This is a genomic window from Paenisporosarcina sp. TG20 (assembly GCF_000286315.1).
Taxonomy (GTDB): domain Bacteria; phylum Bacillota; class Bacilli; order Bacillales_A; family Planococcaceae; genus Paenisporosarcina.
The window spans coordinates 1-18,133 of record NZ_ALJG01000364.1 but is presented as its reverse complement, the minus strand read 5'-3'; the positions used below and the strand labels follow the sequence as shown (position 1 = coordinate 18,133).

Annotated in this window: 19 protein-coding genes; 11 read left to right on the top strand and 8 right to left on the bottom strand. The window is 37.2% G+C overall.

Annotation, left to right across the window (positions count from 1 at the left end; all coding sequences use genetic code 11):
* Window positions 1–67: 67 nt before the first annotated feature.
* From B371_RS0120220 to B371_RS0120180, 9 genes are all read left to right on the top strand, one after another.
* Window positions 68–961 carry a DNA-3-methyladenine glycosylase gene (locus tag B371_RS0120220; RefSeq protein WP_019416149.1) on the top strand — a complete coding sequence of 298 codons (894 nt, stop codon included), beginning with the start codon at window positions 68–70 and terminating at the stop codon, window positions 959–961.
* A complete protein-coding gene (locus B371_RS0120215; protein WP_019416148.1) occupies window positions 954–1,448 on the top strand; it encodes a methylated-DNA--[protein]-cysteine S-methyltransferase in 495 nt (164 codons plus the stop codon). The genes B371_RS0120220 and B371_RS0120215 overlap by 8 nt, the downstream gene beginning before the upstream one ends.
* A gap of 143 nt (window positions 1,449–1,591) precedes the next feature.
* Window positions 1,592–1,882 (top strand): hypothetical protein, encoded by a 291-nt coding sequence (locus tag B371_RS0120210; protein ID WP_019416147.1) that lies wholly within the window; start codon window positions 1,592–1,594, stop codon window positions 1,880–1,882.
* On the top strand, window positions 1,866–2,363 hold the full coding sequence (locus tag B371_RS0120205; RefSeq protein ID WP_019416146.1) for a glycine/sarcosine/betaine reductase selenoprotein B family protein: 498 nt from the start codon (window positions 1,866–1,868) through the stop codon (window positions 2,361–2,363). The genes B371_RS0120210 and B371_RS0120205 overlap by 17 nt, the downstream gene beginning before the upstream one ends.
* Before the next feature lie 27 nt (window positions 2,364–2,390).
* The gene (locus B371_RS22215; RefSeq protein ID WP_019416145.1) at window positions 2,391–2,675 is read left to right on the top strand and encodes a hypothetical protein; all 285 of its coding nucleotides are present in this window, start codon (window positions 2,391–2,393) and stop codon (window positions 2,673–2,675) included.
* Between the two features lie 351 nt (window positions 2,676–3,026).
* Window positions 3,027–3,461 (top strand): MarR family winged helix-turn-helix transcriptional regulator, encoded by a 435-nt coding sequence (locus tag B371_RS0120195; RefSeq protein ID WP_019416144.1) that lies wholly within the window; start codon window positions 3,027–3,029, stop codon window positions 3,459–3,461.
* Window positions 3,462–3,525: 64 nt separating this feature from the next.
* Window positions 3,526–4,509 carry a ring-cleaving dioxygenase gene (locus tag B371_RS0120190; protein WP_019416143.1) on the top strand — a complete coding sequence of 328 codons (984 nt, stop codon included), beginning with the start codon at window positions 3,526–3,528 and terminating at the stop codon, window positions 4,507–4,509.
* Window positions 4,510–4,521: 12 nt separating this feature from the next.
* On the top strand, window positions 4,522–5,124 hold the full coding sequence (locus B371_RS0120185; RefSeq protein WP_019416142.1) for an NAD(P)H-dependent oxidoreductase: 603 nt from the start codon (window positions 4,522–4,524) through the stop codon (window positions 5,122–5,124).
* A gap of 137 nt (window positions 5,125–5,261) precedes the next feature.
* The gene (locus tag B371_RS0120180) at window positions 5,262–5,867 is read left to right on the top strand and encodes an alpha/beta hydrolase (protein WP_019416141.1); all 606 of its coding nucleotides are present in this window, start codon (window positions 5,262–5,264) and stop codon (window positions 5,865–5,867) included.
* Window positions 5,868–6,082: 215 nt separating this feature from the next.
* Here B371_RS0120180 and B371_RS0120175 read toward each other — a convergent pair whose 3' ends face one another.
* Together B371_RS0120175 and guaC are read right to left on the bottom strand one after the other, a co-directional pair.
* On the bottom strand, window positions 6,083–6,634 hold the full coding sequence (locus B371_RS0120175) for a Uma2 family endonuclease (RefSeq protein WP_019416140.1): 552 nt from the start codon (window positions 6,632–6,634) through the stop codon (window positions 6,083–6,085).
* 420 nt (window positions 6,635–7,054) lie between these two features.
* A complete protein-coding gene (gene guaC, locus B371_RS0120170; RefSeq protein WP_019416139.1) occupies window positions 7,055–8,038 on the bottom strand; it encodes a GMP reductase in 984 nt (327 codons plus the stop codon).
* Window positions 8,039–8,440: 402 nt separating this feature from the next.
* Here guaC and B371_RS23660 point away from each other — a divergent pair, with 402 nt between their 5' ends.
* Complete coding sequence (locus tag B371_RS23660; protein ID WP_019416138.1) at window positions 8,441–8,611, top strand: hypothetical protein; 171 nt, start codon at window positions 8,441–8,443, stop codon at window positions 8,609–8,611.
* A 590-nt stretch (window positions 8,612–9,201) separates the two neighbouring features.
* On the opposite strand, the gene B371_RS22210 is transcribed toward B371_RS23660, so the two are convergent.
* The 6 genes from B371_RS22210 to B371_RS0120130 form a co-directional block, all read right to left on the bottom strand.
* Complete coding sequence (locus B371_RS22210) at window positions 9,202–10,221, bottom strand: GTP-binding protein (protein WP_019416136.1); 1,020 nt, start codon at window positions 10,219–10,221, stop codon at window positions 9,202–9,204.
* Entirely contained in the window at window positions 10,218–10,571 is a 354-nt protein-coding gene (locus B371_RS0120150; RefSeq protein ID WP_019416135.1) for a hypothetical protein, read from the bottom strand. Before B371_RS0120150 ends, B371_RS22210 begins: the two co-directional genes overlap by 4 nt.
* A gap of 73 nt (window positions 10,572–10,644) precedes the next feature.
* A complete protein-coding gene (locus B371_RS0120145) occupies window positions 10,645–11,529 on the bottom strand; it encodes a polysaccharide deacetylase (RefSeq protein WP_019416134.1) in 885 nt (294 codons plus the stop codon).
* Between the two features lie 125 nt (window positions 11,530–11,654).
* Window positions 11,655–13,085 (bottom strand): NCS1 family transporter, encoded by a 1,431-nt coding sequence (locus B371_RS22205; RefSeq protein WP_019416133.1) that lies wholly within the window; start codon window positions 13,083–13,085, stop codon window positions 11,655–11,657.
* A 108-nt stretch (window positions 13,086–13,193) separates the two neighbouring features.
* Window positions 13,194–14,012, bottom strand: a complete 819-nt coding sequence (locus tag B371_RS0120135) for a carbon-nitrogen hydrolase family protein (protein ID WP_019416132.1) — start codon at window positions 14,010–14,012, stop codon at window positions 13,194–13,196.
* Between the two features lie 210 nt (window positions 14,013–14,222).
* On the bottom strand, window positions 14,223–15,896 hold the full coding sequence (locus tag B371_RS0120130; protein ID WP_019416131.1) for a sigma 54-interacting transcriptional regulator: 1,674 nt from the start codon (window positions 15,894–15,896) through the stop codon (window positions 14,223–14,225).
* Between the two features lie 1,005 nt (window positions 15,897–16,901).
* On the opposite strand from B371_RS0120130, the gene B371_RS0120120 reads away from it, so the two are divergent.
* The gene (locus tag B371_RS0120120; protein ID WP_019416130.1) at window positions 16,902–18,092 is read left to right on the top strand and encodes a sodium:proton antiporter; all 1,191 of its coding nucleotides are present in this window, start codon (window positions 16,902–16,904) and stop codon (window positions 18,090–18,092) included.
* Window positions 18,093–18,133 lie beyond the last annotated feature (41 nt).

Below are 18,133 nucleotides of genomic sequence, written 5' to 3'. Positions count from 1 at the left end.
AAGTCGCTTTAATTCTTCTCTATTTAAATGATTGTCCAAATAAGTGTGAATAACTGGGGGATTCCAAATGGGAGAGTATCTGGATGTTTTCACACCGTCTGAATTTAATTTTGAAGAATGCCTCGTTTTCCTGGGAAGGTCAGAACAAGAGAACCTGCATCAAATAAAAGATGGCGGTATTACAAAGTTAATTAACGTAAATGAAAAATTGATTTTATTTAAGATAACACATGCGAATCAGCACCTTCGCATCGTATTTCTCGGTGGGACTCCTTCTAAAAAGGGGAGGGAAAACGTTGCTGCTAATGTAGAGGAATGGTTTGATTTGCAAACAGACTTGCTGAGTTTTTATGAGATGGCTTCTCAAGATCAGGTGTTAAAAGAAGTTGTAAAGAAACATTATGGATTAAGGGTCATGTGTATTCCGGACTTGTTTGAGGCTTTAACGTGGGCGGTGATGGGACAGCAAATCAATTTATCTTTCGCTTATACATTAAAGAAACGTTTTGTTGAAAACTATGGGGAATCTTTGATTTTTAATAAAGAAACCTACTGGACATTTCCCTCCTACCAGAAAATTGCCACCATAACTGTGGATGATCTAAGAAAGCTACAATTTACCAATAGGAAAGCAGAATATATAATTGGAATTGCGGTGGCGATGACAAAAGGGCATCTTCTAAAAGAAAAATTGCTCCAGGAGTCTGACATGAAGAAAGTTGAGAAGTCTTTAATGGCCATTAGAGGTATCGGCGCATGGTCAGCAAACTACGTGATGATGAAATGTCTCCGCTGTACATCTGCTTTTCCGCTAGCAGATGTTGGTTTGCACAACGCTTTAAAAACTCAATTAGGACTCGATCAAAAACCGACATTAAAGGAAATTGAAGACCTATCAAAAAATTGGGAAGGGTGGCAGGGTTACGCTACTTTTTATCTATGGAGGACTTTATATGAGTGAATTGCATCAAGTGGATTACCAGTCGCCAATCGGTGTTGTCGAAATTATAGGAAAAGCCGAAGGAATAATGTCGATTTTTTTCAGCGAACGGGATACCGCGACTCATCCACTACAGCCGGATACGCCTCAAGTATTGCAAGATTGTCTTAGAGAAATTGAGGAATATTTCAAAGGCGAACGTATTGAATTTACGGTTCCTTATATCACCGAGGGGACAGAATTTCAAAATAGAGTATGGTCTGCTTTAACGGAAATACCCTATGCCGAAACAGTGTCGTACAGGGATATAGCCATAGCGGTAGGAAGTGAAAAAGCTGTAAGGGCCGTAGGGAATGCCAATAGCAAAAATAAAATTAGCATTATTGTTCCCTGTCACCGGATCATCGGGTCGAATGGAAGACTCACCGGATATGCAGGGGGGTTAAGCAGAAAAGAATGGTTGATTCAGCATGAGAAAACTTTTATATCATGGCCTGAACAATTATAGTGCATGGCGAGGATAGAAGGTCGTATTATGTTTTTTCTTTAATAAAGTTGCAACGCCGGACTATTGTTGATTATATTTCGATTTTTAAGTTTTGCATTTATTTAGAAAAGTGATAATATGAAAAAAAGATGGGAGGCTACCAATTGTCATTACCTTATTTAAAAGACGCCATAAAAAATGGTGATAATGAAAAGCTAATTCGCTATGTACGACTACACTTTGGCGATGGAAATGAGGAAGCCGGGTCTAAGGAAATTAATAAATCTTGGATTGAAGCACTTAAATTGTTGCTGGATTCACCTGAGACAGATCGGGAGTTTATTTTTGAAACACTAGAGAATAAGGATCCTGAAACTTTAGCTCACCTATATTTTCATCTTCACTTTCATCTATTAAAAAGATCGGGGGAATGGATTCATGACGGAAACCTCTAAGCCCAACCAATTACGTCTAGAAGTTTGGAATACGGTGAATGAACGATATCCTGGATCTATGATTTCAAAAGAGGACTTTGTTCCGTTGTCATTTTTAACTAAGCCGTTATCAGAGTCTAAGTTATCTTTTGTAAGTACATCTGGCGTGCAGCCAGTGGGGACAATGCCTTTTGATACTGTTCATCCTATAGGTGACTATACATATCGAGAAGTGCCATCCAACTTGAAACCTCATGAGTTAGAGATTCATCAGTTAAAATATCCGACAGTAGGGGCAAATCAGGACATCAATGTTATTTTTCCTATTGAACGATTACAAGAATTGGCTCAAGAAGGGGTTATCGGCGGCCTTACAGATAATTTTTATTCATTTATCGGTTACAATATGGATCCCGATAAACTCGAGCAAAAATTAGCGGAAGACATTGCAGACGCTGTTGTAAAAAGTGGTGCAGATATAGCCTTACTGTGTCCTGCATGACCCATATGTCATCAGTCTGTCGCGCTCGTGCAGCGCGCTTTAGAACGTAAAGGAATTCCTACTGTTTCTTTAACAGTAGCACTTGATGTAACAGAACATATAAAGCCACCAAGGTCTATGTTTTTGCCCTTTATGATGGGACATCACTTTGGAGTGCCATACCATAAAGAACTCCAACGTGAAATTATTCTAGAAGCTCTTGACCATCTTGTTGAGGCAAAAGAAAGTGGAGAAGTAAAATTCCCCCCTTTTACCTGGGCTAAAGCAAGAAAAGAAGGAATTGCAATTAAGAGATCACTTGGTTTAAAATGATTTTCGTTTAAATCAAGTGGTAATTTAACACCCCCTGTGTCGAATTAGTTTCGCAACTAATTTTGATAACAGGGGGTGTCTTTTTATACAAGGGCATGGGAGATCCAGTGGGAAACCTAGCTATTTCTGTCTTATTTCCTCGGAAATAAGTAAATAGAATATTCAATTTTAATTTACTGCAATAGGCTCACCTGGTTTAGCTACTAACATTGAAGAGAAAGCTTGTATAACAAATCAACTTTAATCTCAAACGATTGACAAGTAGTAAAATACATGTTAAATTTACACTGAATTAAAGATATATGAATTTAGGATAAACAAAAATAAGATAATTTGGAAGAAGGGAAACGAATGGAATCAGCTAATACTAAATTAAATGCAGTTGCAGTTATACTTCGTGCCTCCCAAGCCATTCAAGAAGCGATTAAAAACCATGCCGCCACACACGGATTGAATCCAACTGAATTCGCTGTTTTAGAATTGTTATACAACGAAGGAGATCAACCCATACAAATTATCAGCAAGAAGATTCTTATTTCTAGCGGTAGTATCACGTATGTCATAGATAAGCTTGAGGAGAAAAAGTATGCCATCCGAAAAGCATGTCCGAATGATCGTCGTGTTACTTTTGCTACGATAACGAATCATGGAAAGACATTTATGGATCAAGTTTCCCCTCAGCATGAAAAAAAGATTGAAAACATCTTTGAACAATTAGATGACGAGGAAATTAATAAAATGATTGACCTTCTTAAACGAGTTGGGCGACATGCAGAGAAGGTATAAAAGTTTTAAGTAGATGCCTGTCATTTGAGACATTCAGATTCAGGAAAAAATAAGGAGGATAATGATGAACCATTTAAAAGGAATTCACCACGTAACAGCTATTACAAGTAGTGCAGAAAAAAACTACGAATTTTTCACATATGTATTGGGTATGCGATTAGTGAAGAAAACGGTTAACCAAGATGATATTAAAACATATCATTTATTCTTTGCAGATGACAAAGGAAGCGCTGGAACGGATATGACGTTTTTTGATTTCCCAAACATACCAAAAGGGACACATGGCAAAAATGAGATTTTAAAAACATCATTCCGAGTGCCAACTGATGCGGCGATTGACTATTGGGTAAAACGTTTTGACCGACTACAAGTGAAACACACTAGTATTAAAGAACAATTTGGTAAAAAGACATTATCATTCGTCGATTTTGACGATCAACAGTATCAAATGATTTCAGATGAGTTCAATGAAGGGGTGGCTTCTGGTACGCCTTGGCAAAAAGGACCGATTCCATTAGAGTTTGCCATTACAGGATTAGGACCGATTTTTGTAACCATTTCAGATTTTACTCACTTTAAACAAATGTTAGAACAAGTCATGCAGTTTAACGAAATTGGTGAAGAAGGAACTAGTCATTTATTTGAAGTAGGTGAGGGTGGAAATGGAGCACAAATTATCGTGGAGCATAATACAGAGTTGCCTGATGGAAGACAAGGTTTCGGTACAGTTCACCACGTTGCCTTCCGTGTAGAAGACAGAGCGGTATTAGATGAGTGGACAGAAAGACTTGCAAAATTTGGTTTTCAGACATCAGGTTATGTGAATCGTCACTTCTTTGAATCACTATATACACGCGTCACACCACAAGTTTTATTTGAGTTTGCAACTGATGGTCCAGGGTTCATGGGCGATGAACCTTATGAAACACTTGGTGAAAAGCTATCATTACCTCCATTTTTAGAGCCAAACCGTGCTCAAATTGAAAAACTTGTAAGACCAATTGATACAGTAAGAAGCACAAGAGAAATTCCTAAAAAATATGAGTAAAGAGGGTTCAATATGAGTTTTATCAAAAAAATATTTGGATTAGACAATAAAACACAAGAAATAGGGGGAAATAAAATGTTAAAAATTGGGATTGTTTTAGGAAGTACACGTGAAGGAAGAGTTAGTCCACAAGTAGGTGAATGGGTAAAAGAATTAGCAGACAAACGCGGAGACGCTGAGTATGAAATAATCGACATCGCAGATTTTAAATTACCACTATTAGGTGAAGCGGGAGGCGATGCATCAGGCGCAGCGGCTTGGTCTACACAAATCAATGGTTGCGACGGATTCGTCTTTATCGTTCAAGAATATAACCACTCCATCACAGGCGCACTAAAAAATGCGGTAGATTACTTACGCGACGAGTGGAACAATAAAGCAGCGGGTATCGTATCATACGGTTCAGTAGGTGGTGCTCGTGCAACAGAACATTTACGTGGTATTTTAAGTGAATTACAAGTAGCACATGTTCGCGTACATCCGGCATTATCGTTATTCACTGACTTCGAAAATGGGTCAGTATTAAAACCTAAAGATGAACAAGAAGTTTCAGTAAGTCAAATGTTAGACCAAGTAATTCCTTGGACAACAGCATTAAAAACAATACGTAAGTAAATGATTAGTTAAGTATAAAATTTTAATAATGAACATGTCTATGAGATGACACATGTTATTATTTTTATCAAAGGTCAATGCTTCGGCTAGGAACTCCTCTGACCTGAAAAAAGAACCTATGAAAGGAGAGAGTCAATATGAAACATATTTATAAACAAGGCACAGATTCAAAAAAACCGGTCCTACTGTTACTACATGGGACAGGTGGAAGTGAGCAAGACTTATTACCTTTAGCTGAAATTGTTGATAAGGAGGCTTCAGTTTTAAGTGTTCAAGGAAATGTTTCAGAAAATGGGATGCCACGATTTTTTAAAAGATTAGCAGAAGGTGTATTTGATGAAGAGGATTTAATTTTCCGTACAAATGAACTGAATGCTTTTTTAGATGAAGTAGCCACAAAATACGAATTTGATCGTCAAAACATTATTGCTATTGGTTATTCAAATGGTGCAAATATTGCAGCGAGCCTTTTATTCCATTTTAAGCATGCGATTAAAGGAGCGATTTTACATCATCCTATGGTCCCTAGAAGAGGAATATCTCTTCCTGACTTAACAGGAACACATGTGTTTATTACAGCAGGAAAAAACGATCCAATTTGTCCGCAACAAGAGTCAGTGGATCTTCAACAATTGTTAGAAGATGCAAAGGCAACAGTTAATATCCATTGGGAAAACCAAGGACACCAATTAACAATGGGTGAAGTAGAAGCTGCAGCCAAATGGTATCGAGAATTAAAATAGGTACTCTTAACAAAATATTATAATAGAAGAATCTATTCTTGTGTAACCTAAAATCGAATTCATATGAATGAGCAGATTGTCGGGGATCGAAGAGAAAAAGAGTCAAGCAAGGGCCTTAGCCATCGCTTGGCTCTTTTGTTCCAAAAAACTATATGACTAAAGAGTACCAAGAACCAAATGTTCATGGTATTTTTGTATATGCAGACTAACAGGTTTTAATCCACAAATACTTGAGATAACTCAACCAGCAATTCTGGGAATACGAACGATAGAAGCGAATCATTCCGTCCAAACACCTTCCGTTTACGGTACCGATTTTCTGAAAGTGCATACACTTCAATCGTTTCATTGTGTGGATCGACAAGCCAATACTCTTCTACACCTACCCTTTCGTAAAGAGTGAACTTATTGTTACGGTCCTTCAAAGCTGTCGAGGGCGAAAGTACTTCAACAATAAGGTCAGGTGAACCGATTGCTCGCTTATCTCCTATCAAATCTGTATTGCAAAAAACAGATATATCGGGTTGTACAATTGTATAGTCATCCGTAGCGTCTAGCTGAATGTCAAATGGAGAAACGTACACAGAACACCCAGTTTTTCCGAAATGTGTTCGTAACGCGAAGAAGAGTTCCCCAACAACTCGCTGATGTATGGGTGTAGGAGCTGGCGTCATATTGTAAGGTGTTCCGTTGATTAATTCCCAACTTCCATCCCAATCATTAACCTCCACAATCGTCATTCGTCGATTAGGTTTTGACTGTGCCATCCAAACACCCCCGAATCATTTTTATAAAGTATAGCATAAAAAACAGATAACTCAGGAGTTCAAAGCAAGTGTCTGTGCGAAAAACTATTAAAACTATTTACTGCAATTATCTAGTCAACTTGAAGTAATGAAATGTTGTGTTTTATGTAAACCAAATTCAATAAATGTAGAAGTTTATGCGGTGCCACCCGTGATAAAGGATGTTTGTTAAACAATTATCACATTAAATTTTTTATTAATTCTCACTCGATTTCGTTCTGTAGGTCTGGGTACTTCAGGTTTGCGTCTGAATGCTCACCTTAAATCTGACCAATTTAGTTTAGAGATTCTATTTTCATGTTCTACTCATAAAAATAACCCATCCTTGAGTTAGTAACTCAGATGGGTTATTTCTCTCTATATTCTTCCGGAAGAAAACCGTTAGTATACTTTATCTCCGTTAAATATTGAATTCTTGACGATGACATAATCTACAGTACGAATGGCTTCCAACGTATTGCCACCCGAATACGAAATAGATGATTGGAGATCTTGCTCCATTTCGTTTAACGTATCTTCTAAACGACCTTTATGCTCTACAAACATTTTCTTGCCTTCCACGTTTTTCTTTTCACCTTTTTGAAATTCAGAAGCTGAACCAAAGTATTCTTTAAAGCGCTTTCCGTCTTTCTCAAATGTTTCACCTGGTGATTCTTCATGTCCAGCGAATAAAGAACCAATCATGACCATGGATGCACCAAATCTTACTGATTTCGCGATATCCCCGTGTGTACGAATTCCACCGTCAGCAATAATCGGTTTAGTAGCTGCTTTTGCACACCAACGTAGTGCGGCTAGTTGCCACCCACCAGTTCCAAATCCAGTTTTAATCTTTGTGATACATACTTTCCCTGGTCCAATACCGACTTTTGTCGCATCAGCACCTGCATGTTCTAATTCCCTTACTGCTTCAGGAGTACCTACATTACCAGCGATCACAAAACTCTGAGGTAAGTGTTTCTTTATATGTTGAATCATTTCAATGACTGCATTCGAATGACCGTGGGCAATATCGATTGTGATGAATTCTGGATACAGCTCTTCATCGGCTAATTGTTGTACGAACTTGTACTCTTCTTCTTTTACTCCAACACTGATAGAAGCAATTAAACCGCGCGATTTCATATCTTTAATAAATGATGCTCGCTTATCTGGTTGAAAACGATGCATGATATAGAAGTAACCATTTTCCGCTAAGTATATAGCAATCTTTTCATCTATAATCGTCTGCATATTGGCAGGTACTACAGGTAACTTAAAAGTGTGCTCGCCTAGAGTAACGGATGTATCGCATTCAGAACGACTATTTACAACACATTTTGCAGGAATTAATTGAATATCTTCATAATCAAATACATTTTCCATTATTAACACTCCTAAAAACGAATAATAAACTAAATTAATATGAAAACGTTCGTTTATAGCGTAAATCATTTTTATCAATAAGTCAAAAGTTTTTTACTTATTAGGAAATTATAAAATTTTAGACATGTGGGTAATTGTTCAGTAAACTGTTCGTATAAATTAATGATAGGATATCTAATATTACAACATATCTCATCGAATCATTTTCGAATGGTTGGGCGTTTGAGTTGTAAAGTAGAAGAGCTTACCAACGAGCAAAAGATATCCTAAGTCTCCATGCATTTATGCAACAAAACAGCTTTCTTTATTATTGGAAACAAAGAAAAAAAGAAAGAGCTATCGACAACGGATGATAGAGACATTGAATAAAGATCCTTTTATTGCCCATGTTGCCATCGTGAGATGGACCTGGTAGAAGTTTGGCACGCTGATTATGGTTTCCTGTATCATTACATGGAAGACATGAAAATTATCCAAACACGGGGGATAGCTGCCAATGAAAAAAACAAAGAGCTGGATGAATTAAGCAGAGAGTTTTTGAAGTCGTTAGAGGAAGAGATCCATTCGGATTAAATGACGAAATAACTCTGATTAAATTTAAATGTAGGGATTGTCAGTAAACAGACGACATTCCTGATTTTGTTGTGCAGGATTTTCAAGATGACTTGCGTAAGGGTGGACAAGTCGAGATTGAATGTCCTTTTTGTGGTGGGACGATGCACAGAGCGAAAAAATAGTCCCGAGTCTTTCAGTAGTAGACTCGGGACGTGAGCAAGTGCGCTTTAGCGCTTTTGTTACTAGGAATGTATTTATAAAGTTCGTAACTTTATGGCAAGTAGGAGGGGAGTGAATTGTATCTTCTTCTGCTATTTTATTAAAAGGAAAGCTTGATCTACGATGCAGAATCCAGAGAAACAATAGTTGAGCAATGGGCCTAAAGTGTAGACTTTAGACCCATTTCTCGGCAATACTTCTTTAAGTTTGGTGTTACAGAAATCGTGTCCGAAAGCATGCCTAACACCTGTGCGTGGGTTAGTCAAAAATGGGAGTATATAAATTTGGAGCTTGGAAAACTAATTAAGCCTCTTTCAAGAATCAGGGAAAAACCTAAAGTATGTTAGTATCGTTCTAAAAGAACATTTTTAAATTAATTATCTTAAATTTCAGAGTGCTGTAATTAATTCTAATACTTCAATATCAGTTCCCAAAAAGAATTGAAAAGATTTTAATGATTTTTCAATATCCATTGGTTCGATGGATCTTAAAATAAATACTAAATGCGAATGTTTAACATTATCAGGCCAAGTATCCAAATGTTCTGGTGGATGAATAATATGCTGCACACCATTTAAGACAATGGGTCCGTCTTCCCCTACGTCAAGTAGTCCTTTTACACGTAGAACATCTTCACCATTTGCATGAAGAAGAGCACTTAACCATAGTCCGAAAGCTGTCCAGTCAAGTGGAGAATTAAATGTAAATGAAATTGATTTTATGTTTGAATCGTAATGATTAGTGTTTTCTATTTTCAGAGGTTCTGCCTCGATTTTACTAATTGATAATGACTGATGATCTACTTTTAAAATGTCAATTCCGATATCCCCGTGAATAGCTTCATGAACTTCACAAGAAGGGTTTATGCGATGTAACTGTCTCATCAGTTCTTCTTTCTCTTCTAGTGTTGAAATATCTGTCTTCGTTAATATTATTTTGTCTGCTACTATGACTTGTTTCACAAGTTCAGGATTGTTTTTTAAATGAAGCAATCCATTTTTTGTATCCACAGTTGCCACAACACTTTCAATGTAATAATGATGCTGAAGCAACGGGTTCGTTAAAATAGTAAATAGAATAGGGGAGGGGTCTGCCATCCCTGTTGTTTCAATGATAATTCTGTTAATTGATGCATCCTTATTATGGTCCATACTTAAAAAGGATTTCAATTCATTTTCCAAGTCTTCCCGATTGTTGCAACAAATGCACCCACCATTTAATAGTACTGTTTTTTCATCTGTTTTTTTCAGTAAATGGTGATCGAGCCCAATTTTTCCAAACTCATTTACAATGACTGCTGTATTATGCTGTAATTCTGGTTTCTTTAGAAGTTTCCGTAATAAAGTTGTTTTCCCACTTCCAAGACAACCAGTGATGATGGTGATAGGCTTTTTATTGGAGTTAGTCATTTATTTTCATTCCTTAGTAGATTTTGTTCCTCTTGAATCTGCTGAAGTAAATTTGGATCTAACGGATTTATTGGTCCACCTAGCATTTTTTCAGCAGTGCCCCAGAGCGCCCCTAAATCGTGGACAATTTCTTGATTGCCTTTTAGGTCTCGCAAAACAAATTTGCTCCCATGCCAGTCTTCCAACTTTAAACGGTAGTAACTGAGAATTTTATTGCATAATTTCGCGCGGTGTAAACGTGTTCGCATGCGTGTCCGTTGAAGGTCGCCAACCAGTATTTCTGTTTCATCAGTCGAAGTTTTGTCAGTCCAGTGGATTTGCATAACGAACTCCCCACATAAGATGCACATTCGAAACCCTCCTTTAATGTTTAAATAGAACTATCCGCTCTAAAACTAAGAGCGGATAATTTAGATATAGGGATTACCCTTTGAACGGATTGCGTTTTGCAAAATCATCGGCAATTTCGTCAAATGTCACCCATCTAACATTCTCATGTTTATTTATATGCTCAATTAGGCGCTCGTGCATTTTTAATACTTGTGGACGGCCGCTGACATCGGGGTGAATTGTCATTGTAAACACACCATAGTCCATATTTTCGTATACCCAATCAAACTGGTCGCGCCACATTTCCTCAATATCGCGAGGATTTACAAAACCATGGCTATTAGGTGATTTTTTAATGAACATCATAGGCGGAAGATCGTCCAAATACCAGTTTGCTGGGATTTCAATCAAGCTTGTTTCTTTCCCTCGTTGCAATGGTTTCATCCATTCTTCGGCTTGCTTAGAATAATCTATTTTGGTCCAACTGTCACCGATTCGAACATAGTATGGAGTGAAATCATTATGCATTAAACTGTGATCGTATTTAATACCATTTTTATGAAGCAATTCATTTGTCACATTGGAGAATTCCCACCAAGGTGCTACATATCCTGTTGGTTTCTTTCCAGTCAGTTTTTTGACTAAATCGATAGACTTTAATAATACAGCTTCTTCTTGCTGTAAAGTCATAGCTATTGGGTTTTCGTGTGAATACCCGTGAATTCCGATTTCATGACCTCTGTTATGCACGTCTTTCATTTGCTCAGGGAATGTTTCTATAGAATGCCCCGGGATAAACCAAGTTGTTTTTAAGTTATATTTATCAAATAGGTCTAGCAAACGAGGTGCGCCGATTTCTCCTGCAAAAAGGCCTCTTGAAATATCATCTGGTGAATCTTCTCCTCCATATGACCCGAGCCAACCTGCTACTGCATCCACGTCCACACCATAAGCCACCAAAATTTCTTTTTTTGCCATTTGTCATCGCTCCCTATTTTTGATAGAAATTGCTGATTATGTATCATCAACAATTTGTTTCTATTATTACTTAAAATTTGTTCAGTTCATATTGCCCAGTTCTAAATGTTTGATACAAAATACAACTATTTAACAGACTGTTCACCATTGTCCTTAATAACCCAATCGCGACCCACAGTAGTGCCAAGGTATTCGTCCGAGTAATTTGATTCTACTTCTTTTTGAGGATGTCTTTTCAAATACCAAAATTTCATTAACAAATAGTAGCAAATAAATCCTAACGGGAATCCTACGAGATACATGTACTGAAGGAAATAAACAGCAAGTCCACCTGCAACCACCCAGGAAATCATGCCTGCCCAGTTGATTCCGTTATCAAATTTAAATTGACCTTCCGGATTGTATAGGTCTTGAACAGCAAGACGTCTTTTGCGAATAATATAGTAATCACAAATGATAATTCCAGCTACTGCCGATAATATAGCACCATAATAACCCAAGAAGACAAATAATTGATTTAATATAGCCCATGGTTGGAACAATGTGCCTACTACCCCTGCAATAATAATGCCCGAGGTGTAAGACACATTAAATTTTGCGCCCGCGTTTACAAAAGTTAAAGAAGCTGGAATTAAATTGGCAGCTGAGTTCGTCGACCATTGTGCCAAAACAACCATCACTAGAAGGACCACCATAATCCAACCAGTCGAAGTAGCTTGAATAACTTCAATCGGATTCCATAGTCCTGCTGCAAGAAGGCTAACCGCACCAATTATCCCCATAAATGTCTGGACTAAAGGTAACGCGATGATATGCGGCAAGTAGTTATTTTTGTTTCTCTTAAACCAGTTACGTTCATTGGTTGGTGCCTTGACGTATCTTGTGATATTTGGAATGTCCACGGCTAATGCTGACCAGAATCCCATATTGGCCACCATGATCAAAAACCAAGTAGTGGTCTGGCCTGTACCTACGTAGCTGAATACGTTTATTCCGTTATCTGCGGCCATTCCTACCATATCAAAGAAAATCCAAACAGAAATGATAATAATAGCAGGTGCAGCTATCGCTGCAAAGCGGTCTACTGCTTTAATACCAATAGCTGTATTGATGATTTGTACAGCTGCAAAAACTAAATACCATGTAAACCAAGAGTCGAAGCCAGTCATACTATTGACGATATAGTTAATGGCTGTTGCTCCTAAATATGTTTGAATTCCAAACCAGATGGCTGCAACGATTCCCCGACTAAGAGCAGGAAGATGTACACCCACTGTTCCGAATGGAGCGCGCATATAAGCTGCAAATGACAGTCCGTGCTCGACGCCGATATCTCCGCTTAAGCTTCCAACAATTGCAATAACTATGTTCGCGATTAGAATTGCTCCTGCAAGATGCCATAAAGACATGGATTCAATTCCGTTTGCGCCAATTTGAAAAGTAGCAATGATAACTGCCATTCCCACCCATATATTAAAGAATCCCCAACCGGAAATAACTCTATTCTTACCATGTGTAGGTAAAATATCTCTTGAAATCAATGTGTTTTTTTTCACTTTTATCTGCCTCATTTCCCTTGGTTTTAATAAAACACAAAACCCAACCCAACTGTAAGCGCTTTAATTTTTGCTATGAAAAAGCTCTAATCTATATATGAAAACACCTTAAAAAGGTTTTTTAGCCAATCCTTGTGGAAATAAATTTTTGTTTAAATCTCTTAAGTAAGGAAGCATTCTCCGCTGTTCCGTTACTTTGTTTAGCTCAATTTCTATTAAAATAACATCACTTTCATTTTCTGTCTGAACTAAAATCTCCCCGAATGGGTCAACTATTCTACTACCTCCACCGAATATTGTTTCCCCTTTTTCAGTACCTGTTCTGTTGGCGGCAATTATGAATATCCCGTTCTCTAAAGCTCGAGCTCTTGATGCTATGTCCCATGCATACCTTCGGGCTTTTCCAAAAGCAGAAGGATATACAATAATGTCAGCCCCTTTTAAGGCTAATATTCTTGCTCCTTCAGGGAAGCCTATTTCATAGCAAATCTGCATGCCTATATTCCCTATGGGTGTTTCAAAGACAGGAAAATCTTCGCCTTTTGTAAATCGAATATTTTCAAGATCCCATAGATGCGTTTTACGATAACTTCCGATTAGTCCTTCCGGTCCTACCAAAATGGCAGTATCAAATACAATCCCTTTAATAGCTCCTTTTTCCAAAATAGCAGTAGAAAAATAGACATTATGCTTTTTTGCAATCTCGGTTAACCAGGTTGTGGTGTAACCGGGAATTTCTTCTGCCATTTCAGTATCTTTGTCTTCCACTCTATAACCTGTATTGAATAATTCAGGAAGGACAATTAGTTTCCCGTTTTTCTGCAAAGCTTGGGTAATCAATTGTTCCGCCATCTTCAAGTTTCCTTGAAGGTCGTATGGAACAGAGTTCATTTGAATTGCAGCAACCATAACCTTTTGTTTATCCATTATATTGCTGGCTCCTTCCTTTTTTTAAAACTTGTTATTAGTTATAACATCCTTCAACTTCGGTTACAATATGTGCGCAACTTAAAGTCTATGCAATAATGCATAGACTTTAAGTTAAAATGCTTTATTTAGTTTTATTATTAAGGTAAATTCCTACCAAGTACCAGTTATGCATTGGTGCATAACTGGTATGCAATGGCGCAAAAATAATTAAGTTTTTTTATATCTTTGAATTTTTCTACTAATTGTTGATTGGTTGACCCCTAAAACTTTGGCAATCTTTGTCGTTGATCCATATTTTAGTTCAGCCATTTCCAGAAGTTCTTTTTCCACCAGTTCTATTGCTTCTTTAAGTGGAATAATTTTATTAATTTTAATGCTTTTTTCATGGGTTTTATCCACTTTCATATGTTCTGGTAAATCTTCCAACTCAATCCAGACTCCTTCAGAGGTTACAAATAACCGCTCAATAATGTTTTGTAGTTCTTGTACGTTACCCGGCCAAGAATATTCCTGTAACTTTTTTAATAGTAAGGGCTTAAATTTTTTCTCTTCGTTGTATTTTTGGCATAGCTGATCTGTAAAATGAATGACCAAAGGGATAATGTCCTCTTGCCGTTCTCTTAATGGAGGAATATAAATGGGGACTACATTTAATAGATAATACAAGTCTCCCCTAAATTTCCCTTCTTTAACCAATAGATTCAAGTCTTTAGTGGAAGCTGTGACAATCCTCAAATTCAACGTTTCACCAACACTGTTTTTTCCTTGTAGCGTTCTCAGGAATTTGGTCTGAGTGGACATTGGCATTTCGTCGATTTGCTCTAAAAATAAAGTGCTGGAGTTCGCCATTTCAATTAAACCCATTTCGGCATTTTTTTCTCCATAGCCAAATAACTCGGCTTCTAATAAATGAGCGGGCATTGACCCGCAATTAAGCGTGATAAAGGGCTTAGTGCTTCGATTACTCCATTTATGGATAAAAGAAGCAATTACTTCTTTCCCGACGCCGGATTCTCCTAAAATCAATACTGTAGAATCCACTTTTGCGATTTTCTGAGAAAAGTTTACTACTTGCTTCATTTTTACACTTCTTGAAATAATTTTTTTTTCGATTTCATCCCTTGCTCGAAAGCCTTCTATTTCCTGCCGGTAACCTTCTGTCATCTGTTTTAATAATTCGACTTCAGATTCTAATTTTTCCACTTCTGTTACATCACGGGAAGCATTTACCACCCTGGTTATATTACCTTTTTCATCTTTAATCGGTATACCGACCACCATTAAACGTCTTCCAGTCTTTGTTGTTTGAACAAAGGAAACCTTTTCTTTTTTCTCCAACACTAACCTAGTCACTGAAGGTTTAAATACACCTTCAGCCTCTAGCTGGTAAACTGTTTTACCTATCAGTTCGCTTTCCTTGTAGCCCCATAGCCATTCAGATGCGGCACTGACTGATAAGGTTTTCCCGTTGCCATCTGAAACATAGATAACATCATATGATATATCAAAAATTGCTTTAAGGTCGGCCACTAAATTTTGATAAGAATCCATTTCTTCAGTGAATTCTTCCAACGATGATTTCGTCATGAATAACAAACTAAATCCTGCTGTTCCATCCGAGATATAAGGCGATGTCTTCGCAATAAAACTTTCCCCTGCAAAAGTAAATTGAGATATTTCTGCGTCTGCCATTTTTCTTGCTTCTGTCATAAAGTTAGGGAATACATCAGTCCAATATTGATTAATAAGGTTAGATTTGTCGCAAAACAGCTTGTCTTCAGCAAACTTATTCATATTAGTAATTTTAAATTCTTTATCGAGTAAAACTAGACCAATAGGCACCAAGTCGATCAATTGAGAATTGCCATTTCGTTTTTCCATTATTACACCCCTCATCAGGTTTCATTTTAATGCGCTTCCCAAATCATAAAATCATAAAAGAAACACGTCCATTTAATCAACATCGTCATTGCTAATGATTTTACCATTTGTTTTAAAGTTGTAGTCACTTCAGTTTGTATAAATCTACAGTAGGAATGATTAAGCTTGATAATTACTTTATTGTCCAGATAACCTATTGTAAGATTATCATCATATCTTTAGTGTAGAGATTTCAAAATAATTTACCTTCAATCAAACAACTCATTAAATCAGTTAATACTTACACAAACCTAAATCATCGAATGGTGGATGGAAATGCTTAAAATACGTGTTTGTGGATTATACGGAGATATAAAACGCCAATAATAGAAGGATGCAACTCCAACATAAGGGAATGTAGAAGTGTTCAAGGTCATGGAAAAGAAAGAGTTTATATTTCCAAACGTTTCCTATCAATTGTGGGATGACCAAGAATCAGCCAAATAGCCATGAGCGGGATAATGAACTTGTGACATTTACCGAGCTAATGACAGAGTCACCAGATTCGTTTTCCATGAATTGTCGTTTGACCGTCTCGAAAGACAAAACGGAGTTTCAATCGTAATTCCAATGAACGCATAATAAACCCCTAGTTCGATCAAGTTCCAGTGTGTTGAAAAACTTACACCGCAACTGGTGTTACAGTTGGAACCGATTATATAATGCAGGAATGAATAACCATAAAAAATAACACTAACATTTAACTCCTGAGACATTGTGGAAATTGAATAGGCAATTGTAGTAGCGTTTAGTGTCGTATGGGCGTCATGCCGAGGAGATCTGCCAAGCCTCCACTTATGATTGGTATTATAAACATGAGTTAACGAAATGAAACTGTTTACTATTACGGACGGTAGGGTAAATTTAAACTGTAATAAAGATACGAGTCTAGCTAGTATAACGGGAAAACCGTCATATGCTGCAAAAGGTATTAAATCATATTCATTTCAGTATGGAGGAAATTTGATGTCTACAGCACTAATAATTATTCTACTAGCCATTGGTTATATCGTTTTTACAATCGATAAAAAACAAGAAAATTTCCCGGTGCCCGTCGTACTTCTGTTGATTGGGATAGCATTATCGTTTATCCCCTATTTTTCAGATGTCCAAGTAACGGGAGATATCATTTATAATGTGTTTCTTCCAGGGTTACTATTTACCTCTGCTTATCGTTTTTCCACAACTGCGCTACGAAAAAACGCAGGTATCATCGCAATGCTAAGCACTTTTGGAATCATTTTAACTGCTGGGCTTATGGGGGTGGTGGTATATTATTTAGGCGGCTTAGTATTTTCAATAACCTTTTTAGGAGCCTTATTGGTCGCTTCAATTCTGACGCCTACTGATCCTGTGTCTGTAGTTGCGATACTTAAAAAAGCATCACCAAATAAAAGTATTGCTGATATTGTTGATGGGGAATCGCTGATTAATGATGGAACGAGTATTGTGCTGTTTAGCGTCATTTCAGGTATGTACATAAATCATAAAGCATTTAATGTTTGGTCAATTTTAGGTGAATTTAGCTATGTCTCTATAGGCGGAATAGGTCTTGGGATTGTAGTAGGATGGTTATTAAGTAAAGCTGTGCACTACACACACCATCGCGATTATCAGGTCATGCTCAGTATCATCATCGCTTATGGGGTTTTCCAACTTGCTGAAAGTTTTGGTTTTTCTGGTGTGCTGGCGACTGTTGCCGCAGGGATTATGTTGTCATGGGAGTTTACACATATTAATAAAGAAGATCATTACAGTGAAGCATTGTCAGGTTTTTGGGACGTTGTCGAACCCACATTACTTTCACTGTTATTTCTACTAATTGGTATTGTGGCAACAGACTATTTAACATTTACTCACTGGGGGCTAGCTATTGGTGTATTTATAGCCACGATTCTTATCCGTTTCCTCGTAGTATCTAGCACAATGCAATTATTTAGCGGGTTGCGAAAAATGGTCGATTGGAAAAAAGCATTCCTCATTTCCTGGTCGGGTATCCGTGGATCGATGTCGGTGTTTTTATTGTTAAGTTTGAGTACAATTAACGATGTGCATACGAATAATTTGATTTCTCTTGCATTTCCAGTAGTCATTATTTCTCTAGTCGTCCAGAGCCTCGGAATATATCCGCTTTCGAAATGGATGGGAGGCAAATGATTCTGTGAAATTTATTTTTCATAAGTGAGTCAATTTCATAA

Coding starts and splice junctions, on each gene's coding strand:
- B371_RS23660 (WP_019416138.1), top strand. CDS start 8,441: ATGGACCTGGTAGAAGTTTGGCACGCTGATTATGGTTTCCTGTATCAT.
- B371_RS0120220 (WP_019416149.1), top strand. CDS start 68: ATGGGAGAGTATCTGGATGTTTTCACACCGTCTGAATTTAATTTTGAA.
- B371_RS22210 (WP_019416136.1), bottom strand. CDS start 10,221: ATGACTAACTCCAATAAAAAGCCTATCACCATCATCACTGGTTGTCTT.
- B371_RS0120130 (WP_019416131.1), bottom strand. CDS start 15,896: ATGGAAAAACGAAATGGCAATTCTCAATTGATCGACTTGGTGCCTATT.
- B371_RS0120120 (WP_019416130.1), top strand. CDS start 16,902: ATGTCTACAGCACTAATAATTATTCTACTAGCCATTGGTTATATCGTT.
- guaC (WP_019416139.1), bottom strand. CDS start 8,038: ATGGAAAATGTATTTGATTATGAAGATATTCAATTAATTCCTGCAAAA.
- B371_RS0120195 (WP_019416144.1), top strand. CDS start 3,027: ATGGAATCAGCTAATACTAAATTAAATGCAGTTGCAGTTATACTTCGT.
- B371_RS0120135 (WP_019416132.1), bottom strand. CDS start 14,012: ATGGATAAACAAAAGGTTATGGTTGCTGCAATTCAAATGAACTCTGTT.
- B371_RS0120145 (WP_019416134.1), bottom strand. CDS start 11,529: ATGGCAAAAAAAGAAATTTTGGTGGCTTATGGTGTGGACGTGGATGCA.
- B371_RS0120180 (WP_019416141.1), top strand. CDS start 5,262: ATGAAACATATTTATAAACAAGGCACAGATTCAAAAAAACCGGTCCTA.
- B371_RS0120215 (WP_019416148.1), top strand. CDS start 954: ATGAGTGAATTGCATCAAGTGGATTACCAGTCGCCAATCGGTGTTGTC.
- B371_RS0120175 (WP_019416140.1), bottom strand. CDS start 6,634: ATGGCACAGTCAAAACCTAATCGACGAATGACGATTGTGGAGGTTAAT.
- B371_RS0120150 (WP_019416135.1), bottom strand. CDS start 10,571: ATGTGCATCTTATGTGGGGAGTTCGTTATGCAAATCCACTGGACTGAC.
- B371_RS0120190 (WP_019416143.1), top strand. CDS start 3,526: ATGAACCATTTAAAAGGAATTCACCACGTAACAGCTATTACAAGTAGT.
- B371_RS0120205 (WP_019416146.1), top strand. CDS start 1,866: ATGACGGAAACCTCTAAGCCCAACCAATTACGTCTAGAAGTTTGGAAT.
- B371_RS0120185 (WP_019416142.1), top strand. CDS start 4,522: ATGAGTTTTATCAAAAAAATATTTGGATTAGACAATAAAACACAAGAA.